Annotated in this window: 22 protein-coding genes and 1 pseudogene; 8 read left to right on the top strand and 15 right to left on the bottom strand. The window is 66.9% G+C overall.

The window, feature by feature from the left end; genetic code table 11:
- Positions 1-8: 8 nt before the first annotated feature.
- From hcsS to arsD, 4 genes are read right to left on the bottom strand one after another with little or no spacing between them, the layout of a single operon-like run.
- Positions 9-233: a halo-CC-star protein HcsS gene (gene hcsS, locus F3H13_RS05385; protein WP_149798027.1), complete on the bottom strand. Its 225-nt coding sequence runs from the start codon at positions 231-233 to the stop codon at positions 9-11.
- Positions 224-640: a halo-CC-star protein HcsL gene (gene hcsL / locus F3H13_RS05390; RefSeq protein WP_149798028.1), complete on the bottom strand. Its 417-nt coding sequence runs from the start codon at positions 638-640 to the stop codon at positions 224-226. Before hcsL ends, hcsS begins: the two co-directional genes overlap by 10 nt.
- Positions 637-2,577 (bottom strand): arsenical pump-driving ATPase, encoded by a 1,941-nt coding sequence (gene arsA, locus F3H13_RS05395; protein WP_149798029.1) that lies wholly within the window; start codon positions 2,575-2,577, stop codon positions 637-639. The genes hcsL and arsA overlap by 4 nt, the downstream gene beginning before the upstream one ends.
- Before the next feature lie 3 nt (positions 2,578-2,580).
- Positions 2,581-2,910 (bottom strand): arsenite efflux transporter metallochaperone ArsD, encoded by a 330-nt coding sequence (gene arsD, locus F3H13_RS05400; protein WP_149798030.1) that lies wholly within the window; start codon positions 2,908-2,910, stop codon positions 2,581-2,583.
- Between the two features lie 322 nt (positions 2,911-3,232).
- Between arsD and F3H13_RS05405 the strand changes: the two genes are divergently transcribed.
- Positions 3,233-3,628, top strand: coding sequence for an ArsR/SmtB family transcription factor (locus F3H13_RS05405; protein ID WP_004595752.1), 396 nt, complete (start codon positions 3,233-3,235; stop codon positions 3,626-3,628).
- A 15-nt stretch (positions 3,629-3,643) separates the two neighbouring features.
- On the opposite strand, the gene F3H13_RS05410 is transcribed toward F3H13_RS05405, so the two are convergent.
- The 4 genes and pseudogenes from F3H13_RS05410 to F3H13_RS16635 all read right to left on the bottom strand — a co-directional run.
- Positions 3,644-4,642, bottom strand: a complete 999-nt coding sequence (locus F3H13_RS05410) for a permease (RefSeq protein WP_149798031.1) — start codon at positions 4,640-4,642, stop codon at positions 3,644-3,646.
- Positions 4,639-5,037: an ArsR/SmtB family transcription factor gene (locus tag F3H13_RS05415; protein ID WP_149798032.1), complete on the bottom strand. Its 399-nt coding sequence runs from the start codon at positions 5,035-5,037 to the stop codon at positions 4,639-4,641. The genes F3H13_RS05410 and F3H13_RS05415 overlap by 4 nt, the downstream gene beginning before the upstream one ends.
- Positions 5,038-5,043: 6 nt before the next feature.
- Complete coding sequence (locus F3H13_RS16130) at positions 5,044-5,181, bottom strand: hypothetical protein (RefSeq protein WP_188128005.1); 138 nt, start codon at positions 5,179-5,181, stop codon at positions 5,044-5,046.
- 588 nt (positions 5,182-5,769) lie between these two features.
- Positions 5,770-6,117 (bottom strand): annotated as a pseudogene (locus F3H13_RS16635) (zinc ribbon domain-containing protein); the annotation flags it as partial.
- 148 nt (positions 6,118-6,265) lie between these two features.
- Here F3H13_RS16635 and F3H13_RS05430 point away from each other — a divergent pair.
- The 5 genes from F3H13_RS05430 to F3H13_RS05450 all read left to right on the top strand — a co-directional run bounded on the left by F3H13_RS05430 (position 6,266) and on the right by F3H13_RS05450 (position 11,787).
- Positions 6,266-7,099, top strand: coding sequence for an MBL fold metallo-hydrolase (locus F3H13_RS05430; RefSeq protein ID WP_149798033.1), 834 nt, complete (start codon positions 6,266-6,268; stop codon positions 7,097-7,099).
- 93 nt (positions 7,100-7,192) lie between these two features.
- On the top strand, positions 7,193-8,941 hold the full coding sequence (locus F3H13_RS05435) for an alanine-zipper protein (RefSeq protein ID WP_149798034.1): 1,749 nt from the start codon (positions 7,193-7,195) through the stop codon (positions 8,939-8,941).
- Positions 8,942-9,049: 108 nt separating this feature from the next.
- Positions 9,050-9,955, top strand: coding sequence for a hypothetical protein (locus tag F3H13_RS05440; RefSeq protein ID WP_149798035.1), 906 nt, complete (start codon positions 9,050-9,052; stop codon positions 9,953-9,955).
- A gap of 427 nt (positions 9,956-10,382) precedes the next feature.
- Positions 10,383-10,763 (top strand): DUF5805 domain-containing protein, encoded by a 381-nt coding sequence (locus F3H13_RS05445; protein WP_149798036.1) that lies wholly within the window; start codon positions 10,383-10,385, stop codon positions 10,761-10,763.
- Positions 10,756-11,787 (top strand): tyrosine-type recombinase/integrase, encoded by a 1,032-nt coding sequence (locus tag F3H13_RS05450; protein WP_149798037.1) that lies wholly within the window; start codon positions 10,756-10,758, stop codon positions 11,785-11,787. Before F3H13_RS05445 ends, F3H13_RS05450 begins: the two co-directional genes overlap by 8 nt.
- Positions 11,788-11,937: 150 nt before the next feature.
- On the opposite strand, the gene F3H13_RS05455 is transcribed toward F3H13_RS05450, so the two are convergent.
- Positions 11,938-12,732, bottom strand: a complete 795-nt coding sequence (locus F3H13_RS05455) for an HpcH/HpaI aldolase family protein (protein WP_149798038.1) — start codon at positions 12,730-12,732, stop codon at positions 11,938-11,940.
- Positions 12,733-12,829: 97 nt separating this feature from the next.
- On the bottom strand, positions 12,830-13,069 hold the full coding sequence (locus F3H13_RS05460) for a PRC-barrel domain containing protein (RefSeq protein ID WP_149798039.1): 240 nt from the start codon (positions 13,067-13,069) through the stop codon (positions 12,830-12,832).
- A 190-nt stretch (positions 13,070-13,259) separates the two neighbouring features.
- Here F3H13_RS05460 and F3H13_RS05465 point away from each other — a divergent pair, with 190 nt between their 5' ends.
- Complete coding sequence (locus tag F3H13_RS05465; RefSeq protein WP_149798040.1) at positions 13,260-14,120, top strand: phosphatase PAP2 family protein; 861 nt, start codon at positions 13,260-13,262, stop codon at positions 14,118-14,120.
- A 78-nt stretch (positions 14,121-14,198) separates the two neighbouring features.
- A complete protein-coding gene (locus tag F3H13_RS05470) occupies positions 14,199-15,431 on the top strand; it encodes an AGE family epimerase/isomerase (protein ID WP_149798041.1) in 1,233 nt (410 codons plus the stop codon).
- A gap of 28 nt (positions 15,432-15,459) precedes the next feature.
- Here F3H13_RS05470 and ftsY read toward each other — a convergent pair whose 3' ends face one another.
- From ftsY to F3H13_RS05495, 5 genes are all read right to left on the bottom strand, one after another.
- Complete coding sequence (gene ftsY, locus F3H13_RS05475) at positions 15,460-16,572, bottom strand: signal recognition particle-docking protein FtsY (protein WP_149798042.1); 1,113 nt, start codon at positions 16,570-16,572, stop codon at positions 15,460-15,462.
- Positions 16,573-16,587: 15 nt separating this feature from the next.
- Entirely contained in the window at positions 16,588-17,043 is a 456-nt protein-coding gene (pfdA, locus tag F3H13_RS05480) for a prefoldin subunit alpha (RefSeq protein WP_149798118.1), read from the bottom strand.
- Positions 17,043-17,219, bottom strand: a complete 177-nt coding sequence (gene rpl18a, locus F3H13_RS05485) for a 50S ribosomal protein L18Ae (protein WP_017343293.1) — start codon at positions 17,217-17,219, stop codon at positions 17,043-17,045. Before rpl18a ends, pfdA begins: the two co-directional genes overlap by 1 nt.
- A 159-nt stretch (positions 17,220-17,378) precedes the next feature.
- A complete protein-coding gene (locus tag F3H13_RS05490) occupies positions 17,379-18,194 on the bottom strand; it encodes an ABC transporter permease subunit (RefSeq protein ID WP_149798043.1) in 816 nt (271 codons plus the stop codon).
- Complete coding sequence (locus tag F3H13_RS05495; RefSeq protein WP_223174378.1) at positions 18,191-19,201, bottom strand: ABC transporter ATP-binding protein; 1,011 nt, start codon at positions 19,199-19,201, stop codon at positions 18,191-18,193. Before F3H13_RS05495 ends, F3H13_RS05490 begins: the two co-directional genes overlap by 4 nt.
- Between the last annotated feature and the right edge of the window lie 57 nt (positions 19,202-19,258).

The following is a 19,258-nucleotide window of genomic DNA, read 5'->3' on the forward strand; positions in this document are numbered from 1 at the left end:
GATCTCCGCTAACAGCAGCCGTCGTCGTCGGCGCCGCAGACGCTCCCGTAATCGATTCCGGTCTCGTCGCCGATCGCCTCGTTACACTGCATCACCATGGTGGTGAACGTGAACTCCGAGGAGCACTCTTTCGCCGCCGCGAGCTCCTCGCCGAGCGACTCGGCGGCCGCGACAACCTCGTCGTCCGTGAATCCGTCCTCACCGGCGTCCTGATCGGAAGCGCTCAACAGCACCCACCTCCGGTGGACCGCGCGAACTCCTCGCCGATCTCGTCGCTGATGGCGTCGTTCGTTCGCTGGAGGAGTTCTATCAGATCGGCCTGGGCGGTCTGCTGACGCTGGATTGTCTCGTTGTTCGACATCTCGGTCTGGAGTTGCTTCAGCTCGGCCATCACCGACTCGTCGAAGCCACCACGCTGCATCTGCTGTTGCTTTCGCTGGTACTCGCGGAGCAGCGCCATCGCGTCGTCATCGTTCTGTAACGCCTCGTCGGCCGCGACGAACTGCTGATACGTCTCAGACTCGCCGAGTGTGTCGAGGAACTCGCGGAGCGCCGCCTCGACGTCGGCTTCTACGTCTTCCTCATCGGACACGCCCACGCTCTCCTCGGCCGCAGCTTCTACGTCCTGTGCGTCGCTCACGAGGGCGTCACCTCCGGTGCGTCCGCCTCGACAATGTCCGCCAGCCCGGTGATCTCCTCGCCGAAGGCGCTGAGTTCGTCGAGCCCGATCGGTTCGTCCTGCCGGAGCGGCGCCGACATCAGTGGCGCGTCGAACCGGTCACGGATCTCCTCGAGGTACTGGGCCTGCTGGGCGCGGCGGTTCGCGAAGAAGGCGTTGTCGCCGTACTCCTCGGGGAGGAGGTAGTTGGCGACGACCAGCGAGGTCTTGATGCCGACCTGGTCTTCGAGGTCGGCGGCAGCCCGGTACGCCTCCATCATCGGGGTGTACTCGGGGTACATCACGAACGCGAATGTGCTCCGTTCGGGATCTTTCATCGTCTCGATGACCTCGTCGTACTGGTCGCCCTTCGCGGGCGCGGCCCCCTTCGTCAGCGAGCCGAGGTCCATGAACCCCTTCCAGTCGGAGGGGAGTTCGAGCAAGCGGAGGGTGTGACCCGTGGGTGCCGTGTCGAAGACGACGACGTCGTAGCCGTCCTCGTCGAAGTAGCTCACGAACTTCTCCAAGGCGGCCATCTCCTCGGCACAGGGCGACTCCAGCTCCTCCTCGACGTTCGCGATCGCGGCGTCCACGTCGATCTGGGTGTCTTCTTTGTCCTCGTACATCTCGGTGACGTGGTCGAGGACCTGCTCGCGGTACTCCGCAAGCGCTTTCTCCTGGTCGATCCGCGCCGCGTCGAGGTTCTCCTGGCCGACCGAGGTAGGTTCGTGGCCCACGGGCTCGCCGAAGATGTCCTCTAAGTGCGCGGCCGGATCTGTCGTGACGACAAGCGTCTCGTGGCCCGCCTCGGCGAGCTTCGTCGCTGCCGTCGAGGCGACCGTGCTCTTGCCGACGCCGCCCTTCCCGGTGAAAAAGAGGTACTGCGTCTCCTCGCCCGGCGTCAGCTGATCGACGACCGCGTCACGGTCCGTCATCGAATCGAACTCGGCCGCGCCGTCAGCATCGACATCAGTCGCGGTCCCGACGTCGACGGTCGCTTCTCTGCCGTCGTAGAGGACCCCGCCAACGTCCGCGAGCAGGTCGAGGCCGGCGATCTCGCCGGGCTGGAGCGGGTACGTCGCCGTCGCGTCGGCGTCGAACTCCTCGCGGGCGCGCTCGATGACAGCCTGCTCGTCAGCACGCTTCCCATCGAAGAAGGGATCCTCACACACCGACTCTGGGAGATAGCCGTTGAGGATCAACAGCTGCGACTCGATCCCGAGGTCGCCGAGGTCGCTCGCGCTGCGTTCGATCTCGTCGATCGAGGAGTCCTCCGGCTTGCCGACGAAGGCGAAGGAAGTGCGCTCGTCGTCTTGGAGCGTGTCGATCGCGCGCTCGTAATCCTGTTTTTTGTCCTCCATCGAGGCGGCCGGCCCGATACAGGTCGAGCCGCCCTTCTCGAGTTCGGCGTTCCAGTCGGAGGGAAGCTCCATCAGCCGGATGGTGTGGCCCGTCGGCGCCGTATCGAACACCACGACGTCGTACTCGGGGCTGTCCATGAAGTCGACGAAGTTGTCGAAGGCGGCGATCTCCTCGACGCAGGGGCTGTTGAGCTGCTCTTCGACCGTCTGGATCTCCTCTTCACCGAGCAGTTCGCGCATCGGCTCGATCGTCTCCTGGCGGTACTCCTCGGCGGCGGTGTCCGGGTCGATCTCGATCGCCGAGAGGTTCTCGATCCCGTCGATCGCTGTGACCTCGTGGCCGATGGCTTGCCCGAAGATATCCGAGAGGTTCGGCGCGGGGTCGGTGGTCACCAGCAGCGTCTCGTAGTCGTTGTCGGCGAGCCACGTCGCGGTCGCACAGCTCACCGTGCTCTTGCCGACGCCGCCCTTCCCACTGAAGAAGACGAACTCCGTCTCGTCGCTACTCGGTTCGACGACGTCACGCGCGCTCGTCGCCGTCGACTGTGATTGGGCCATTCGTTAGGCCTCCTGTGGCGCGGCGTTGCCGTCGACGGCCGCGGTCAGTTCGTCGTACGAGAGGTACTCGCCCTCGGCGACAATCTCGTCGTCGACGACCGTGATCGGGAGGATCGACGGACCGTCCTCCTGAACGCGGTCGTAGATCCGCTGCGTTTCGAGGAACTGGTCGATGTTGTGCTGCATGTTTGCTCGGTTGACTTCGAGGTCGTCGAACGCGTCTTCGAGCTGGTCGAGCGCCGCGCTGACCTCGACGAGTTCGTCGTCGGGATCGGGACCGCAGACGCCGGTGGAGCAACACATCGCTTCTTCGTACAGGGTGAGTTCGGTCATGGTGAGGTCAGATTGTCGTCGATCATCTGAGCGATCGTTCGCAACGGAGGGTATCACCGAGTTTCCGTGCGATCAGTACACTTGAACGAACCCTCATATGATTATAAATCCTTCGATAGGCCTGATCACCGAAAACGCGTCAAACAGCGTTTTACTGTCTTCAAACACGGCCATGAGATCGACATACGCCTTCTCTGTCAATTAGAAGAGTTACAGTTAGCCGCATCTCCCAATTGAGGATATAATGAATTACAAAGCAAACCCTGACGTTAGATGCGTATCGGTCCATAACGCTTAATCACACGTCGTTTCAATTGTGTGTATGTCATCCACCGAGCGGTTACAGCGGTACGTCGCCGATGAGTGCGGCTCCTGTACAGACGAAGATCTCGCCGACCGGTTAGCGGAGCTGGAAGAACTGAACGAGAGCGTTGGCGGGTCCGACCTGGAGACCGACATCGAGCTGCTGTCGGCGCTCGGCAACGAGACCCGATACAAGATCGTCCGGATGCTTCACGCGGCCGACGACGAGGAACTGTGCGTCTGCGAGCTCTCGCCGCTCTTGGACGTGAGCGACAGCGCGATCAGCCACGCCCTCTCGCAGCTCACCGACGCCGGCCTCGTCACGCGCCGGAAGGAAGGGAAGTGGCGGATGTACCGCGCCACGCCGCGCGCGAACGCGGTCCTCGTCGCGCTCGACGGGTCGCGGTCGCTGTGAAAAAGCGGCCCCGGCTCAGAGCAGGCCGGCGAAGACGGTGTTGAACAGCACGCCGATCGTGATACCGATCGTCACGACCGTCGTGGCGTAGATCGCGAGCAGTCGGCGCTCGAACAGCTTGTTCAGGAGGATCAGGTTCGGGATGCTGATCCCCGCGCCGCCGATGACGAACGCGATCACCGTTCCGATCGGGATCCCCGCCTCGGTGAGCGAATGCGCGATCGGCAACATTCCGCTGATGCTCACGTAGATCGGCGCGCCCGCGAGCGCGGCGATCGGCGTCGCGAGCGGGTTCCCCGGCCCGGCAATCCGCTGGAGGAACTCCGCCGGCACGGCGCCGTGGATCAGCGCGCCGATCGCGATCCCGACCGCGATGTACGGGAGCGTGTCGCGGAAGAAGGAGAGCGCACCTTCCCCGGCTGCAGTCACGCGTTCCCTGTGGGTTCGGTTCGACGCCGCAGTGCTACACTCGCTACAGCCGCCGGCGTCGGCCGCCTTGGAGGCGTCCGATGCGGGGGCGCCGCCGTCGGTCGCGATCTCGCGGCCGCCCGCAGTGATCCGGACGTCTTTGATATAGCCGTCGAGATCGAGCGTGCCGATGACCAGCCCCGCGACGATCGCCGCGAGCAGCGCGGTCGTCACGTACGCGACGGTCACGCCGGTTCCGAACAGCCCGAACAGCAGGAACACGGCGATCCAGTTGACGATCGGGGAGGCGAGCAGGAACGAGAAGGCCATGCCCGTCGGCGCGCCGGCACCCAACAGGCCAGCCAAGACGGGGACGGTCGAACACGAGCAGAACGGCGTCACCGCCCCGAGGCCTGCCGCGAGGACGTTCCCGCTGCCGTGGTCGCGTGCGCGCAGCATCTCCTCGACGCGCTCCGGCGGGAGGTACTCCTGTGCGAGCCCCACGAGGAACGACGCCCCGATAAACAGCGGTGTGAGGACCATCGCGAGATGGAGGAAGTAGTCCCACGAGTCGAGCAGCGCCGCTTCGGTTCCCGTCGGGATCATCGATCCTCACCCAGCGCCGCGGCCAGGTCGAGCAGCTGGAGGCTCGCCGTGTCCGCGATCCGGTAGTACGTCCACTTCCCCTCCTTTCGCGTGTTGACGATGCCGGCGTCGCGAAGCTTTCGCAGGTGCGACGCGACCGTCGACTGGGGCGCGTCGAGTACTGTCTCCAACTCGCAGGCACAGAGTTCGCCCTCTCGAAGCGCGTGGACGACCGCGAGTCGCTTCTCGTTGGCTAACGCTTTAAACGCCGACAGCTCCGCCTCGACGACCGCGTCGTCCGCCCGTCGAGTCTCCGGGAACGGCCCGTCACAGCAGACGCCATCCCCCATCCGTCGGAGCGTCCCGCTCGCGGATTCGGAGCCCGCTTGAGCCGCCGCGTTCGGTTCCTGCGACATTATCGATCAGTCCTCCGCGCGGTCGGCGCGCTCATCCGGCGCGTCCGCCTCCCCTTCGTCCGCGTCTACCTCCTCTATCTGCATGTCACAGCAGCTCTCGTCGTTGTTCGACTCGCCTCCGAGCAGTCGGTCGAGTATCGACATACATATCGATATAACTCGATATAACTTAACTCATTTGGTGTACTGTTCAGACGTCTCGCGAGCGAGATCAGGTGGATATTATGTTCAAATGAACCGCGTCGGCGCACCCCTCTCATAGAGCCGAGCGAACGAGTCGGTGCGCGGTAAACCAAGACGCTAAAACTTCTTAGACACTCTCTCGGGTGAAAGTTGAGCAGTAGTTACACCCCAGCCCGAGCGGTTCGCATCGCTCACGATACAGTGGGACCCGAAGAACCGTTATATTTAAAAATACGCTAAATTGTCTCTCGAGGAGAGGGCGGCCAAAGACGACCAGACGGACCGTAAAAACGAGATATCGATTGACGAGTTGCTGAGCGAAGAGAGCAAACGCCAGTACGCCGTCGTTATCGACGTCGGCGCATTCGCATGCGGACCGGTGCGTCGGACTTGGTCCTCTTCCAAGGTATTCTCTCGGAGATCAACGGGGCAGTACGGGGATCTGAACCGATCGACGATCAGATCGAGATGTGCTTGGATCGGCTCGAACTCACGGTAAACAACCTCGGGCGCGGTGGCCCGAGGCTTTCTAATTTCCTCAGCCGTGCGTAGCATTCCCTGCTCGGCAAGCGAGCGGGATGAGGGTGGACGGATTACACGCCCCGACCCGGACAGACGCACCAACCGAACCTGCGGTTGGGTTTTGTGAGTCCGGTAATTCGTATTGTTATCGTCGAGTTTCACCTTCTCGCGCCACGCGATGTTCACCGAGGCGTTCCGGTCAGTGTGGTCTTGTACCACGTCACACCCATCGTTCGGATACCAGAACCGCCGTCCTTGACGACTGCCCCGCTCACCACAGCATGAACACGTCTTCGAATTGTGAGAAGCGTCTCCGGTATCCGTTGGGATCTCCCGCCACGTCGCCTTGTACGAGACGAACGTCTCGAACTTATGCTCATGAAGATCGAGGTTTTTGATATAGCGAGATGCGATTTACACGTTGCGCCCACGACAGCAATTCGTCGGAGAGTTCCCGACAAAATTAACCGCCGATCCGGCGAACTCCGGAAAAATTACCCCCGCCGCCGCCGCATCGACGCCCATGGTCGACTCCGACTGGGGCGACTGGCTGCCGCGCGCGGTCGCGGCCGCCGACCCCGACACGGTTGCGCTGTGGTACCTGGGCTGTAACGGCTTCGCGGTCAAGGGAAGCGAGGGGACCGTCCTCTGGATCGATCCGTACGTCGGCACGGGCGACCCGCCCCGGACGGTTCGGATGGTTCCGATCCCCTTCGATCCGGCCGACGTCGAGACCGCGGACGCCGTGTTGGCCACCCACGAGCACACGGACCACGTCCACGGTCCCTCGCAGGCGCCGATCCTGGAGAACACCGACGCCGACCTCGTCGCGCCCGACGACTCGCTCGCGGTCGCGCGCGAGGAGGAGGCGTGGACCGACGAGTACGCGGTGAGCGAGGCCGCCTTCACGGAGGTGACAGAGGGCGACGAGCTGCGGATCGGCGAGTTCACCGTTCACGTCGTCGAGACGCGCGACGCCGACGCCACCCACCCCGTCGGCTACGTGATCGAACACGAGGCGGGCACGGTGTTCCACGCCGGCGACAGCAAGCCCTCGCCGTCCTTCACCGGGCTCGCGGAGCGGTTCGACATCGACCTCGGCATCCTCGCGTTCGGTTCCGAGGGCACGATTCCCGACAAGGAGACGGGCGAACCGGTCCAGACGAAGTGGTACAGCGACGAAAACGAGGTCGCGACGGCGGCGAACGACCTCGGACTCGACCGGCTGGTGCCGACCCACTGGGACATGTGGAAGGGGTTGACCGCCGACCCGACGGCGCTCCACGACCACGTGCGGAGCTACGAGTCGCCGAACCGGCTGGAGATCGTCGAGATCGGCGACCGGATCGACCTGTAAACGGGAGTCGAGCGGCCGTTTTCGCGGCGTTTCGGTTATCAACCACGAAACCCGGCCCGTGGAATTTAAGCCCCTGCTCCGGGACGTGCGGGTATGAGCGAACGGACGGCTGAGGCGGCCACGACCGTCGACGAGGACGGCATCCGCGTCGAGAAATCCTTCACGGACGACGCGTTCCCCGTGCCCGCGGTGATGTACACCCTCTCCTCGCACCGCGAGGACCCCGTACGGGTGCGTATCGTCGACCGGATCCCGGAGTCGTTCCCGATGGATCGGGTGGGGTTTCACCCGGAGTACGAGAGCGAGAACTGGACGGCGTACAAGGACCACCGCGTGGAGTTCGAACGCGTGATCGACCCCGACGAGAGCGTCGAGACGGTGTTCGGGATCCGCGACGACGACCCCGACCTCGACGGGTTCCTCGGGACGCCGGTGATCGAACACGTCCCCGTCGGCGAGGAGATCGAAGACGTCCTCGGCGCCGGCGACACGGACGCGGTACGAGAGGTGCTCTCCGGCGACCGCGCGACGCTCCCCGGAATGGCGGAAGACGACGAGCTGTTGCCCGAAGACCCGGCAGAAGAACCCGTCGAGCCGGTCACGACCGAGGAGACAGACGCGGAACCCGCCGAAGCAACGGAGGCTGACGACGAATCGGAAGCCGCCGGTGAACCGGACGTCGACGAGGCGGAACGTGACGACGGACCTACGCCTCCCGAGCCGCGTGCGGTCGACGAGGGCACGGCCGCCGTGACCGCGCACGAGGGGGAGCCGATCGGGGCCGCGACGGAAGCGGAGACCGACGCCGAACCGGAGGCCGAGCCCGAACGGCCAGAGGCCGCCGCGGAACCTGCCGACGAGACGGAAACGGCCGAGCGCGATGCGAGCGACGAGGCCGTAACGCTGCCCGGAGAGGGCGGCCTCGCGGCGGCGCTGGCGGCCGAGATCCGCTCCGGCGCGGCCGACGAGGAGGACGTCGCGGCCATCGAGGAGGCGTTCGAGGGCGGCGTGCCACGGAGCGTCGACGTGCGGATCGCTCGCCTCCAGTCGAGCGTGGCCGACATCGAGGCGTACGCCGACGCGCTCGCGGAGTTCATCGACGACGAGGGGACGGCGAGGGAGATCCTCGACGGGATCGACGAGCGCGTCGACGCCGTCGAGTCCGAGGTCGAGGCCCTCGACGGCCGCCTCGACCACGCGGACGACGAGCGCGAGGCGATCGAATCGAACGTCGCCCGCGTCGACTCCGCGGTCGACGACGCCGCCGACGCGGTCGAAGAGGTCGACGAGCGCGTGGACGCCGTCGAGAGCGACGTCGAGGCGGTCGAAGGCGACGTGCGTGGCGTGGAAGCGGACGTTCGGGCGGTCGACGAGGAGGTCGCGTCCGTCGACGAGAGCGTCGAATCGGTTCGAGACGCCGTTTCGGACGTCGAGACCGACATCGACGACCTCGCGGCCGACGTCGACCGCGTCGAGGGGCAGGCCACTGCGGTCGAGAACGCGGTCGACGACCTGGGCGACGACGTCGAGACGCTGTACGAGGAGGTCGACAGGGCGGCCGAGCGCGCGGAGAACGCCGAGGAACAGGCCCAGGACGCCGAGGACCGCGCCGCCAACGCCGCGGCGCGCGTCGACGACGTGGAGTCCGGGCTCGACCGCTTCGACGAGGAGTTCGACGACCTGTGGGACGACCTCGCCGAGGTCGACTCGCGGCTCACCGACATCGAGGACCGGCTCGGAGAGGACCTCGACGACGTCGCCGCCGAGTTAGACGAGATCAACGACCACCTCGAGGAGCTCGACGAGTTCCGCTCTCGCCTCAACGAGGCCTTCGGTCCCTAATTCCGCTGTTTTCGACGCCGTGCGGCCGCTTCAGTACGATTCCGCCGGTCCCTGTCGGTCCGGTTCAAAAACGCAACCCGTTTTACGCGCCCGACCGCAGATCGGTCAATGACAGATCCGGTTCCGGTCGCCGTCCCCCGCAAGGGACGACCGCTCGAAGCGGTCTTAGAGCGGATCGCGGCCGTCGCGGACGACGACCGCCTCGACCGGCTCGCGGACGGGGTGAGCAACACGCTCCGGTACGAGAAGGCCGTCACGAAGGGGTCCGTCGACGCCGACGCCGGCCCCTACGAGCGGCTCGCCGAGTACTCCGACCCGGCGACGCCCGCCGAGCCGGAGTTCACGCTGTTGCGCGACGACCGGAACGGGAAGCCCCGGCGGATCGTCTTCGACGCCGCAACGGTCGATCTGGGCGACGTGACGGTCAAACTCGTCGGCCGCGAGGAGCCGTTCCGCGCGCTCCGGACCCACGAGTTCGCGCTCGGCTTCGACTCCGCCGACCTCGTCTTAGAGGAGGTCGTCGGGATCAGGGACTCGGGGCTCGGCAACATCTCGGACATCAACGACCGCATCGACCCAGTCGACACCGACGTGCGCGTCGTGACCGGCCTCGGAGACACGGTGTATCACACCCTGATGGGGCGCGAGGACCGCCGGGCGCCGAACACGACGTTCGACCGTGCGTACCTCGCCGACTACGAAGGGCCGCTGTGTATCTCGCCGCGGTACGAGCGCCTCGTCACCGCGGTGTTGGGGACCGACGCGCTCGATGGCGTCGAGTTCGTCTACCCTGAGGCGGACGAGGAGGAGGAGGCCGCGATCGCCCGGGTCGGACTCGGCGTGTACCTCACCGTCACCGGCTCCACGGCGCGCGAGAACGGCCTCTCCGTGGGCGAACACCTCTTCCCCAGCGAGACGGTTCTGATGCGTAACGCGGCCGAGACGGACGATCGCGTCTCTCGCGTCCTTCGGGCGCTCGAACGCGAGGCGGCCGACTCGGAGATCCGCGTCTGACCTCCCGTATCGTATAGCGGTATGGAATATACGTGTACAAATCTGGACGCGGGTAAGCCCCGACGCGCGGCCTCGACTTCTCACGAGTACCGGGGACCGGTCGAACGGGCCGACACCTACACGAGCCGTTTCGAACTGCTGCCGATAACGGTCGGCCGCGGGTCGTACTCCGAACACACGGCTGATGGTGGCTGACCTGGCCCGTGGCGATCCCAGCGTTTCACCTCGGGAGGCGTTTCGGTGGGGTATTCTATCAAAAAGAGATATCCGGAATTTTGTACCCCGAGAGCGCAATATACGGAACTAGAATTTGGGATATGTTATTCACGCCGACAGATATAGGGTACCACTCTCCGAGATAAAGTCACTTATGCGTAAATCTAGGATAGATTGAAGTCGCGGGCGCGAGAAGCGTCGTCCGAGAACGATGGAAGGCGATCGACAGTCGGTGAAGACGTACGTGCCGACGGAACAAAAAGACGTCTGGCGCGACCACGCCGACGAACTCGACATGTCGCTGAGCGAGTTCGTCAGGACGATGGTTCAGGCCGGACGCAGGGGGTTCGCGCCGACGGACTCGACGGGACCCGAGGAACCCGCTTCTGAGACCGCTGACCCCCGGGGTCACGACCTCGAAAAGGGCGTCCGGACGGCTCTCGAATCCGGCCCCTGCTCGTGGGACGAACTCGTCGAGGCGGTGGTCGGCGACGTAGAGGACGAACTGGAGGCGACCCTCGACGACCTCCAAGAGCGCAACCGGATTCGATACAGCGGCCGAGACGGAGGGTACGTGTTGACCGATGAGTAGCACCCGCGCGGCCCCTGATCCGGACGACCCAGTCGGCTACTTCCTCGAGGACCTCACCTACCACGGAAAGACGCAACGAACCAGAGCGGCCTACGAGCGCGTCCTCCGACGGTTCGAGGGGTTTCTCGACGAATCCGAGCCGGAGTCCGCGACCCACCGCGACTGTATGTCGTTCGTCCACTCGATGCGGGGCGACGTCGCCGACAGCACGGTGGCGACGTACGCCGCTTACCTCCACCGTTTTTACGGGTATATGACGGAGGTGGGCGTCTTCGACAGCAACCCGATGACGCTGGTGATGGAGGAGATGGACGAGACCGTCGATAAGGACCCCGCTCGTCGCGACGTCTCTATCCCGGCGATGCGGTCGTTCGTCGCCGGGATCCGCCACCCGCTCCACCGCGCGCTCGTGGTCACCCTCCTGAAGACCGGAATGCGGGTCGGTGAGCTCTGTAACCTCGATTTACGCGACCTGTCTGTCACCGATCCGGACCTCGAAGCGGCGTACTCGCTCGGGGGGCGCCCGGCGCTGTCCGAGCGACCGGACTCGATATTCGTGACCGCCGAGGCGACCGTCGGCGAGGAGCTGAACGGCGAGGTGCGGACGGCCGCGAACAAGCGGAAACGGGGGACGGTGATCCCGGTCGACGACGAGCTCCGTCGGGCGCTGAAGGCGTGGCTCGCGGTGCGACCAGACTCGCCGTCGCCCGCGGAGCCGCTGTTCGTCGGCACCGCGGAGGGGTGGGGCGAGCGGCTCCGCCCGCAGGCGGTCAGACACGTCGTCGAGCGGCACGCCCGTGAGGAGGGGTGGTATCGGACCGGCGGCGGCGCCGACGAGAACGTCACGCCCCACTACTTCCGGCACTTCTTCACGACGCACCTCCGCGATCGGACGGGTGACCGGGGCGTGGTGAAGTACCTCCGCGGCGACGTCGCCGACGACGTGATCGACACGTACACCCACAACTGGGGAGATCAGGTGCGGGAGGTGTACGAGGCGAACGTGTACCGGCTATCGGTGTGAGTCGTCGAGTGACACGGATTTCTGTCGCTCGCATAGCAACGGAAGTCTGCTCGAAGTCCAACAGATAAATCTTATTTCGCTATACTAATATCGGTGCGGCGGCCCTCCCGTGGGTCGGGTACTGATTCTCGGAACAGCGGAGAGTTTGAGCTACTCGCCTTCTTCCTCGTAATCGTCGAGCCAGCCGGTGACGGCCCCTTCGAGTGCCGCCGTCGTGCTCCCGAGGTTCAGGATCTGATACCCGTTCGCCGCCTTCTCGTTGACGTCGTCCATGCCGAATCCGAGGCCGCCGACGGGGACGCCCGCCTCGACGGCTTTCGATCGGGTCATCTCGACGGCCTCCTGAACGTCCGGGTGGTCAATCTCGCCGGGGTGGCCGAGCGAGACGGAAAGGTCGAACGGACCGACGAAGACGAACCCCAACTCCGGGACGGACAGGATCTCGTCGAGGTTCTCGACGGACGCCGCCGTTTCGATGGTGACTCCGACGCACGTCTCCCGGTCTTCGGTGGCGACGTAGTCGTCGGCGAGGCCCCAACGGCTGGCCCGGGGAGACGCCAGCCCGCGATCGCCGGGGCCGTCGTCGTAGCGGAACCGGGCGGATCGAACCGCCGTCCGGACCTCGTCTGCGGTCTCAACGCGGGGCAGAAAGACGTTTCTCACGCCGAGGTCGAGGGCCTTCCGGACGAGCGTCGGATCCGTGTCGGGGAGGCGGACGAGCAGTTCAACGTCGGTCCGTTCCGCCGCGCGGAGCAGGTCCGCCAACCGGGGCCCGTGCCACGGGTCCGGGCCGCCGTGTTCGAAGTCCAGCCAGACGAAGTCGACGCCGAGTTCGCCGTAGTACTCCACGAGCGTCGGGCTGTACGCGTTATCGAGCACGCCCAGCGCCACGCCGCCGTCGTTCAGGGTCGAGACGAGGTCGTTAGCGGGGTGAGATGTGGTCATGAGCTGTGGTGAGTCGATAGTCTGTCGGATCGCTGGGACAGTCCGGTCTCGGTGCCTCCGTCAGCCGCTGCGTTTCCGAGCGCGGCGAGCGCGTCGATCACGGTTTGAGGCGGACCTCCTCGTCGCTGACATCGGCGATACGGCTGGGTTCGAGCTCGTAATCGTCCTCGTCAGCGTCCCCCCATCCGAGCCGCGAGCGAATGGCGCCGGTGATTCCGGGAGACGGATCGACGTACGCTCGCCCGTTTTTCACCGCTTTCACGATCCCGATCTTCTTTCCCTCAGAGTTGACGACCCGCTTTCCCTCGTCCGCTTCGGAGATGTCAGTTCGTTTCATTGCGTGTGCTCGGACGGCGCTCGCGGGGTTTGTTATGGAGGCCGTATCCGGCTCTGCCGCGAGTAACGCCGCATTACCGGTCGTTCGCGCCCGCGACGTCGATACCGGCTGGTGACCGGTTCGTTTCGAACGGCGACCGGTTCGCTCCGACACCGTGTCACTCATGTGTCGTGACGGTGTGGACCCGACGATGGCGCTCCTCGAAGTGACCGCCGCCACCGGCCTCTCAGTGGTCGCCGGCACGGCGGTCACAGCCCTCCTCTGTGTCGGCCCGCGACAGGTGTCCCGTGCGATGACCGACGTCGACGACCGCGTCCGCGAGGTCGCCCCCTACCTCGGGCCGGCGCTCGCGCTGCTCGCGGCCAAACAGCTCACCCAGGGGTACCGCCTGCGGCTCTCGCGGGCGCTCGACTGGGACATCACCGACGCGCTGTACGCCCTCGAGGGCGGGTTCGTGGCCGCGCTTCAGGACCTGACTCCGGAGGCGACGCTGGAGTTCTTCACCGTGAGCTACATGATCGGGTTCGCGTTCCTCCTCGTCGCGGCCCCGGTGACGTACTTCCTCTCGCCGGGGCAGGGTCGACGGCACCTGAAGGAGCTGCTCGTCGCGTACATGCTGAACTACGCGGTGGGGACCGTCTGTTACACCCTCTTCATCTCGTACGGGCCGCGGAACCACTTGGAGACGGTTTCCGGGCTGATGTACCGGGCGTACCCGCAGACGCAGGACCTCACGGCGGCGGTGGCGTCGAACACGAACGTGTTCCCGTCGCTCCACACCTCCCTGTCGGTGGCCGTCGTCGCCGTCGCGTGGCGCTCGCGACGGACGCATCCGCGGTGGACGCCGGTCGCCGCCGCGGTCGCGGCCGCCGTGGTGTTCTCGACGATGTACCTCGGGATCCACTGGCTGTCCGACGTCGTCGCAGGCGTCGCGCTCGGCGTCGTATCGGTGGCCGTCGCGGCGCGGATCGTGGACCGAGCGGAGTCGTCGTCGGTAGCGGCTCACGGCGGCGAGCGCGGGGACCCGACCGTTCGCACCGGCGACGATTAGCGTGTCGGCGGCGCTCGACCCGCAGAGCGCGGCGGTGAGGCGTCGGGGCTTTCACTCGCGCGGCGCGTACGTCGACGCGTGACTCGAACCGATCCCCACGCCTTCCGGGGGCGACTCCTCACGACGCTCCGGCTCCAGTTTCCCGACGCGCTCGACCGCGCCGGGGGATTCCGGCTGCTGGACCCGGAGAGCGGGGAGCCGTACGCGGGCGACAGCCGGCACCTCGTGGCCACCTGTCGGTCGATCGCGAACTTCGCGGCCGGCGCCGTCGCCGACGGGCCCGACTGGTGTCTCGAGGCGGCGGAACACGGGGTCGCGTTCCTCGAGTCGGCCCACCGCCCCGACGCGACCGACCGAAGCGAGGGATTCCACCTCATCGTCGACGCCGACGGCTCGCCGGTCGACCGCACGCGCTCGGCGTACGGCCACGCGTTCGTCCTGCTCGCGTACGCGCGGGCGGCCGCCGTCGACGTCGACGGCGCGGCCGCGGGACTGGACGCGACCGTCGACCTCCTCGCGGAGCGGTTTCACGACGGCACCGGCTGCCTGCGGAGCGACTGCGCCCCGGACTGGTCCGAGCGCGAGCCGTACCGCGGACAGAACGCCAACATGCACGCCTGCGAGGCCTACCTCGCCTCCTACGAGGCGACGGGCGACGGGGAACACCTCAACCGCGCGCGGCGGATCGCGGAGCGGATAACCGTCGACCTCGGCGCCGAGACCGACGGTCTGCTCTGGGAGCACTACGACGCGGAGTGGAGCCACGACTTCGCGTACAACGCCGACGAGCCGGGCCACCGGTTCCGCCCGCCCGGGTACCAGCCCGGCCACCACGTCGAGTGGGCGAAGCTCTGCGCGCTGCTGGACCGGTACGACGCGGCATCACCCGCGGACCGCGAGTCGGTCCCCGGCTCCGGAGACTGGTACGAGCGCGCGGTCGCGCTGTTCGACGCCGCCGTCGACCGCGGCTGGACCGACCGCGGATTCGCGTACACGGTCGAGGCAGACGGGAGCGTGATCGTCGGGGACCGGTACGGGTGGGCGGTCGCGGAGGGGATCGGCGCGGCCGCGGCGCTCGCGGAGCGGGCGAGCCAGCGGGGCGACGACGCCGCGCGCCGGCGCTTCCGCGAGTGGCGCGACCGGTTCGTCGACGCCGCCGACGCGTACCGCGGTCCGGCCGGGCTCTGGTACGAGAAGCTCCCGCCGGCGGGGACCGAGGGGGAGCCGGTCTCGCCGGAGCCGCCGGGCGTCGAGCCCGACTACCACCCCGCGAGCGCCGCCTTCGAGGGCTGGCGCTCCGGGACGCGGTGAGCGCAGGCGGGGAAAACCGAAGCCGCGGTCACTCCTCGTCGATCAGACTCTCGACGAGGTCCTCGGGGTCGAACAGCGTGATGTCGTCGTACCCCTGCCCGGTGCCGAGGAAGAGGATCGGCTTGCCGGTGACGTACGCGACGGAGATGGCGGCGCCGCCCGAGGAGTCGGCGTCGGCCTTCGTCAAGATTGCGCCGTCGATCGCGGCGGCGTCGTCGAACTCCTTCGCGCGGTTGACGGCGTCTTGCCCCGCGACCGCCTCGTCGACGAAGAGGGTCATGTCCGGGTCGACGACCCGATCAATCTTCTCCAGCTGGGCCATCAGGTCGTCGCTCGTGTGGAGGCGGCCCGCCGTGTCGCCGAGGACGACGTCGATGTCATTCGCCGCCGCGTACTCGACGCCGTCGTAGATGACCGCCGCCGGGTCGCCGCCCTGGTCGTGGCTTATCAGGTCGCGGCCGAGCCGGTCGGCGTGCTCGCGGATCTGCTCGTTGGCGCCCGCACGGTACGTGTCGCCGTTCGCGAGGACGGAAGAGTAGCCGCGGTCGGCGAGCCACTCCGAGAGCTTCGCGATGCTCGTCGTCTTCCCAACGCCGTTGACGCCGGTGAAGACGATGGTGACCGGCTTGTCGGCCTCGGCGATCCGCTGTTCGAAGTCGAACTGGCCGACCGCGATCACGTCGAGGAGGGCATCGTGAAGCGCCGACTCGACGAGCTCACCGGTCGTCTCGACCTGCTTGCGCGACTCGCCGAGCATGCTCTCGCGGACGCTATCGAGGATCTGCTCGGCGACGCTCATCTCCACGTCGCTTTCGAGGAGCGCCATCTCGAGGTTCCACAGCGGCTCCTCTAAGTCCTCCTCCTCGATGATGATCCGGCCGGTCGCGAACGCCTTCGCGCGCTGGAACGTGCTCGGCTCGTCGTCGCTCGACGCCGAGTCGTCGTCCGCGGCCGCCTCCGCGGAGTCGCTCTCGACCGCAGCGGCGTCGGTCGTGTCGCCGACGCCTTCGGCCGAAGCGTCGCTCGCGGCTGCGCCGCTCTCGGCGGCCGTCTCGTCGTCGGGGGGCTCCTCCTCGGCCTCGGTCGACTCCTCGACGTCCTCGCGGAAGCCGGAGAGCTTGTCTTTCAGTCCGTCGAACACGGTCGAGTCCTCGTCTTACTCCTCTTCGTCCTGCGACTGCTGCATCTGCTGCATCTGCTGTTGTTGCATCTGCTGTTGCATCTGCTGGGCCTGCTGTTCGAGCTCGTCGCTCTCGGACTCGAGCTCCTCGACCTCTTCTTGCGTCTCCTCGATGCGGTCGTCGAGCGCCTCCTGCTTGCGCCGGAGGACGTCGATGGCGTCGTCCTGCTCCTGCTCCGCGGAGTAGTTGCCGCCGAGCGAGACGATGACCTCGTCGATGTCCTGGACCTCCGCGCGGAGGTAGGCGCCGCCGCCGAGCGGGACCTGAACGGTCGCGCCCGTTTCGAGCGTCTCGATGGCTTCGACCGCGTCGTCGATGTCCGCCTTCTCCTCGCGGTAGTCGGCGATTTCGGCTTCGAGGGTCTCGATCTCCTCGTCGAGCGCCTGCAGCTCCTGAGAGAGCTGCTGGAGCTGCTGTTGTCCGCCGCCCATCATTCCTCGGACACCTCCTCGATGTCGATCTGGGTGCGCTTGCGGTTGTGCTGGCTCCCGACCGTGGTGTAGATGCGCTCGCGGGCGAGGTCCTCGTTTTCCGCCTCGACGTCCTTCGTGAACGGCTGGTCGCCGTCTCGGCTCTGGAACCGTCCACTCACCGTGTAGGTACTCATGTTCCCCGATCCGGCAGGGACAGGGAAGTATCTTCCTAAAAAGGGACAGGCGACGCCGCCGCCGCGGTCGGGGCGGAGCGGAGTCGGGAGAGGGCGGAACGGTCCCGAGGGACAGCAAAGCATTCCCGAGACCCGGCGGAGCGATCCCGAGAGCCGGGCTCACCCGGAGAGATCCGCGCGCCGAAACCGGACGACGGCGAGCGCGACGAGGACGGTCGTCGCCGCGAGCAGAACCGCCGCGCCCGCGAGGTCGTACTCGCCCAGCACGAGGACCGCGGAGGGGTCGTAGTGCGCCGTCGGACAGAGGTCTCCGGTCGTCGCGTAGTCGGTACTCGCGACGACGGACTCGAACATGAACAGCGCGAACAGCGCGCCGAGCGCGACCCGCTGGGCGATTCCCGGCCGCGAGACGAGCGTCGAGACGGCGATCCCGACCGCGACGCACGTCAGGTGGTACGGCACCGCGAGCGCGTGGACCGCGACGAGCCGTTCGACCGCGATCGTCTCCCCCACGGCGACGACGCCGACGTACGCGACGACCGGCAAGACGAGGTTCAGCAGGGCGACGAGCGGGACGAGCCCGAGGAACCGCCCGATGACGACGTCGCGGCGCGCGACCGGCGCCGACAGCGTGAGATCCATCCGGCCGGAGGCGACGTCGCCGGCGACCGTCTCCCCGGCGAGGTACGCGAGGTAGAGGCCGACTAAGAGCAGCCACGCGAACTGGTAGAACTCTACCGCGAGGAACCCCTCGATGGAGGAGATGGCGATGATCCCGAACGCTTCCCGGAACGCGGGCGGAAACGCCTCGACGTACGCGTCGAGGTCGATACCTGCGGTCGACAGCGACGGGTAGAACGCTAAGAAGAGGAGCAGGAACGCCGAGAGCAGCCCCGTCACGACCAACGAGCCGCGGGCCCGGCCGGCGGCGTCGTATCGCGCGATCGCGAGCCACGGCGTCCGGCGGTCGCTCATCGGGCGTCACCCTCCGACTCGGCGGTCGCGTCTCGTCCCGCGTCACCGCCGTGTCCCCCGCCGCCTCCGTCGCGTGTCGCGCCGCCTCCGTCGTGCGTCGCGCCGCCGCCTCCGCCTCGAGTCGGCCCCGGCACGTCGCCGTCGTAGAACGTCATGAACGCCTCTTCGAGCGGCGCGTCGACGACGTCGAGGTCCAGCACGGTGTACCCGCCGAGCAGGTCGATCAGGGCGTCGTACCCGCCGGTCCACGTGAACGAGACGGTCTCCCCGACGCGCAGGTTCATGGTCCCGCGGACCTCGAAGTCGGTCCGGTCGACGTCCTCCGCGACGCGGACGCGGACCCGCTTGCCGCCCCGCGAGCGGAGGTCCGAGACGGACTCGACCGCGACGAGGTGGCCCTCCCGGAGGACGCCCACGCGATCGCAGAGGGCGGCCACCTCGCCGAGGACGTGCGAGGAGAGCAGGACGCTCGCTCCGTCGTCGAGGCGCTCGCGCACGAGACCGGCGAACTCCTCTTGAAGCAGCGGGTCGAGCCCGGAGGTCGGCTCGTCGAGCAACAAGAGGTCCGGGTCGTGCATGAACGCGGCCACCAGCGCCACCTTCTGCCGGTTCCCGCGCGAGAGGTCGGCGATGCGGCGCGACTCGTCGAGTCCGAACCGCTCGACGAGTTCGTCGCGGCTCACCGCGCCGCGGAGCGCCGCCTGGTGATCGAGAAAGGCCTTCGCGGTGCGGTCGCGGTCGAGCCCCGGGTCGCCGGGGAGGTACCCGATCCGCTCGCGGGCGCGGCGCGACTCGACCGGGTCGGTCGCGTCGTGACCGAGCAGCGTCGCGCCGCCGCTCGTCGGCGAGAGGAACCCCAACAGCGTGCGGATAGCGGTCGTCTTCCCGGCGCCGTTCGGCCCGAGGAAGCCGAACACCTCACCGTCCTCGACGGTGAACGAGACGTCTTCGACCCCGCGGACGTCGCCGTAGTATTTGGAGAGATCGCGGCACTCGATGGCGGGCATACCGTCCGCAACTCCGCTGCGGCTCTTAAATGTGGGAGTGTGGCGGAAACGGAGACG

Source organism: Halorubrum xinjiangense (genome assembly GCF_900102375.1).
In the GTDB taxonomy this organism is placed as follows: domain Archaea; phylum Halobacteriota; class Halobacteria; order Halobacteriales; family Haloferacaceae; genus Halorubrum; species Halorubrum xinjiangense.

Bases quoted from the DNA above. Each gene is read 5' to 3' on its own strand.
- arsA (WP_149798029.1), bottom strand. From the start codon at position 2,577: ATGGCCCAATCACAGTCGACGGCGACGAGCGCGCGTGACGTCGTCGAA.
- arsD (WP_149798030.1), bottom strand. From the start codon at position 2,910: ATGACCGAACTCACCCTGTACGAAGAAGCGATGTGTTGCTCCACCGGC.
- F3H13_RS05405 (WP_004595752.1), top strand. From the start codon at position 3,233: ATGTCATCCACCGAGCGGTTACAGCGGTACGTCGCCGATGAGTGCGGC.
- F3H13_RS05410 (WP_149798031.1), bottom strand. From the start codon at position 4,642: ATGATCCCGACGGGAACCGAAGCGGCGCTGCTCGACTCGTGGGACTAC.
- F3H13_RS05415 (WP_149798032.1), bottom strand. From the start codon at position 5,037: ATGTCGCAGGAACCGAACGCGGCGGCTCAAGCGGGCTCCGAATCCGCG.
- F3H13_RS16130 (WP_188128005.1), bottom strand. From the start codon at position 5,181: ATGTCGATACTCGACCGACTGCTCGGAGGCGAGTCGAACAACGACGAG.
- F3H13_RS05430 (WP_149798033.1), top strand. From the start codon at position 6,266: ATGGTCGACTCCGACTGGGGCGACTGGCTGCCGCGCGCGGTCGCGGCC.
- F3H13_RS05435 (WP_149798034.1), top strand. From the start codon at position 7,193: ATGAGCGAACGGACGGCTGAGGCGGCCACGACCGTCGACGAGGACGGC.
- F3H13_RS05440 (WP_149798035.1), top strand. From the start codon at position 9,050: ATGACAGATCCGGTTCCGGTCGCCGTCCCCCGCAAGGGACGACCGCTC.
- F3H13_RS05445 (WP_149798036.1), top strand. From the start codon at position 10,383: ATGGAAGGCGATCGACAGTCGGTGAAGACGTACGTGCCGACGGAACAA.
- F3H13_RS05450 (WP_149798037.1), top strand. From the start codon at position 10,756: ATGAGTAGCACCCGCGCGGCCCCTGATCCGGACGACCCAGTCGGCTAC.
- F3H13_RS05455 (WP_149798038.1), bottom strand. From the start codon at position 12,732: ATGACCACATCTCACCCCGCTAACGACCTCGTCTCGACCCTGAACGAC.
- F3H13_RS05460 (WP_149798039.1), bottom strand. From the start codon at position 13,069: ATGAAACGAACTGACATCTCCGAAGCGGACGAGGGAAAGCGGGTCGTC.
- F3H13_RS05465 (WP_149798040.1), top strand. From the start codon at position 13,260: ATGGCGCTCCTCGAAGTGACCGCCGCCACCGGCCTCTCAGTGGTCGCC.
- pfdA (WP_149798118.1), bottom strand. From the start codon at position 17,043: ATGGGCGGCGGACAACAGCAGCTCCAGCAGCTCTCTCAGGAGCTGCAG.
- rpl18a (WP_017343293.1), bottom strand. From the start codon at position 17,219: ATGAGTACCTACACGGTGAGTGGACGGTTCCAGAGCCGAGACGGCGAC.
- F3H13_RS05490 (WP_149798043.1), bottom strand. From the start codon at position 18,194: ATGAGCGACCGCCGGACGCCGTGGCTCGCGATCGCGCGATACGACGCC.
- F3H13_RS05495 (WP_223174378.1), bottom strand. From the start codon at position 19,201: ATGCCCGCCATCGAGTGCCGCGATCTCTCCAAATACTACGGCGACGTC.